Source organism: Microbacterium helvum (genome assembly GCF_014779795.1).
Classification (GTDB): domain Bacteria; phylum Actinomycetota; class Actinomycetes; order Actinomycetales; family Microbacteriaceae; genus Microbacterium; species Microbacterium helvum.
The window spans coordinates 1-1,802 of the sequence record NZ_JACXZS010000028.1; the positions used below are offsets into that span (position 1 = coordinate 1).

Sequence of the window (1,802 nt, forward strand, 5' to 3'; positions counted from 1 at the left end):
CCATGTCAAATGTTCCACCCACGAGCCCCCGCAGAGACATTCGCTCTGCTGAGGTTCCTACAACCCCGAAGGGTTGAGGTGCTCCTTAGAAAGGAGGTGATCCAGCCGCACCTTCCGGTACGGCTACCTTGTTACGACTTAGTCCTAATTACCGATCCCACCTTCGACGGCTCCCTCCACAAGGGTTAGGCCACCGGCTTCAGGTGTTACCGACTTTCATGACTTGACGGGCGGTGTGTACAAGACCCGGGAACGTATTCACCGCAGCGTTGCTGATCTGCGATTACTAGCGACTCCGACTTCATGAGGTCGAGTTGCAGACCTCAATCCGAACTGGGACCGGCTTTTTGGGATTCGCTCCACCTCACGGTATTGCAGCCCTTTGTACCGGCCATTGTAGCATGCGTGAAGCCCAAGACATAAGGGGCATGATGATTTGACGTCATCCCCACCTTCCTCCGAGTTGACCCCGGCAGTATCCCATGAGTTCCCACCATAACGTGCTGGCAACATAGAACGAGGGTTGCGCTCGTTGCGGGACTTAACCCAACATCTCACGACACGAGCTGACGACAACCATGCACCACCTGTTCACCAGTGTCCAAAGAGTCCCCCATTTCTGGGGTGTTCTGGTGTATGTCAAGCCTTGGTAAGGTTCTTCGCGTTGCATCGAATTAATCCGCATGCTCCGCCGCTTGTGCGGGTCCCCGTCAATTCCTTTGAGTTTTAGCCTTGCGGCCGTACTCCCCAGGCGGGGAACTTAATGCGTTAGCTGCGTCACGGAATCCGTGGAAAGGACCCCACAACTAGTTCCCAACGTTTACGGGGTGGACTACCAGGGTATCTAAGCCTGTTTGCTCCCCACCCTTTCGCTCCTCAGCGTCAGTTACGGCCCAGAGATCTGCCTTCGCCATCGGTGTTCCTCCTGATATCTGCGCATTCCACCGCTACACCAGGAATTCCAATCTCCCCTACCGCACTCTAGTCTGCCCGTACCCACTGCAGACCCGAGGTTGAGCCTCGGGATTTCACAGCAGACGCGACAAACCGCCTACGAGCTCTTTACGCCCAATAATTCCGGATAACGCTTGCGCCCTACGTATTACCGCGGCTGCTGGCACGTAGTTAGCCGGCGCTTTTTCTGCAAGTACCGTCACTCACGCTTCTTCCTTGCTAAAAGAGGTTTACAACCCGAAGGCCGTCATCCCTCACGCGGCGTTGCTGCATCAGGCTTCCGCCCATTGTGCAATATTCCCCACTGCTGCCTCCCGTAGGAGTCTGGGCCGTGTCTCAGTCCCAGTGTGGCCGGTCACCCTCTCAGGCCGGCTACCCGTCGACGCCTTGGTAAGCCATTACCTCACCAACAAGCTGATAGGCCGCGAGCCCATCCCAGACCGAAAAATCTTTCCAACCCCCACCATGCGATAGAGGCTCATATCCAGTATTAGACACCGTTTCCAGCGCTTATCCCAGAGTCCAGGGCAGGTTGCTCACGTGTTACTCACCCGTTCGCCACTAATCCCCCCAGCAAGCTGGAGTTCATCGTTCGACTTGCATGTGTTAAGCACGCCGCCAGCGTTCATCCTGAGCCAGGATCAAACTCTCCATAAAAAAATGATGCCAACCAGGATCGGGAAAAACGATCACCAGCCAGCGAGTTCAACCATGACCAAAAACGAATATCAAACTGACATCCATGAATTGATCCAAAAACCCCCACCAACCGTTAAACACGGTCGACAGAGAAATAAATTGGCATTTGACAAGTGCACGCTGTTGAGTTCTCAAAGATCGGACGCACC

Annotated in this window: 1 rRNA gene; it reads right to left on the reverse strand. The window is 54.8% G+C overall.

From position 1 onward, the window contains the following. Positions 1-89 precede the first annotated feature (89 nt). Positions 90-1,611 (reverse strand): 16S ribosomal RNA (locus IF188_RS19985). Positions 1,612-1,802 lie beyond the last annotated feature (191 nt).